This is a genomic window from Maribacter sp. 4U21, from assembly GCF_002742365.1.
Classification (GTDB): Bacteria; Bacteroidota; Bacteroidia; order Flavobacteriales; family Flavobacteriaceae; genus Maribacter.
Genome location: NZ_MDGN01000021.1, coordinates 1 through 891, shown reverse-complemented (window position 1 = coordinate 891; position 891 = coordinate 1). Strand labels below are relative to the sequence as shown.

Here is an 891-nt window from a genome sequence, read left to right as displayed (position 1 = left end):
CGGAGACCTTGACCAGCATGGAATCGAAGAACGGCGATATGGAGACACCTTGATAGATGCTTCCCGCATCCAGCCGAATACCGAAACCACCGGCGCTTCTATACGTGGTTACTATCCCGTAATCCGGTTTAAAGTCGTTGGCAGGGTCTTCCGTGGTAATTCTACATTGTACGGCAACCCCCGCTATCTGCACGGTATCCTGGTCATAGATCTTGATCTGTGTATCGGAAAGTTTAAAGCCACCGGCAATGAACAGTTGTGCCTTGATAAGGTCGATATTGGTAATCATTTCCGTCACGGTATGCTCCACCTGTACCCTTGGGTTCACCTCAATGAAGTATATGTTATCGTCCTCGTCGACCAGGAATTCCACGGTTCCGATATTATTGTAGTCCACCGCTTTGCAGATGGCCAGTGCATAGGCGTACAACTTATCCTTTATCACTTGGGACAAACCGTACGAGGGCGCAAATTCGATGACTTTTTGATAGCGGCGTTGCACGGAACAGTCCCGTTCGTACAAATGTACCATGTTGCCATGGGAGTCCGCAACTATTTGAACTTCGATATGTTTTGGATTTTCCACATATTTCTCCAGGAAAACGGTATCATCTCCGAATGCGGACAAGGACTCTCTTCTGGCTTCGGGAAAACCTTTGCGCAGTTCCCCCTCGGTCCTAATGACCCGCATTCCCCGTCCACCACCTCCAGAGGCGGCTTTCAGCATGACGGGATAGCCGATCTTCTCAGCTTCTCCAAGTGCTGTTTCCATCGTGCTCAGGTCTTGGTCACTACTTTGTATGATCGGAACGTTATTGGCCACGGCCACTTTTTTGGCCATTATCTTGTCTCCCAAAGCTTTGAGGACACTTACTTTTGGACCGATGAAGA

Annotated in this window: 1 protein-coding gene; it reads right to left on the bottom strand. The window is 49.0% G+C overall.

The window, feature by feature from the left end; translation table 11 throughout:
- Window positions 1-891 (bottom strand): ATP-binding protein (locus BFP77_RS03870; protein WP_143751839.1); only part of this gene is annotated, 891 nt, incomplete at both ends.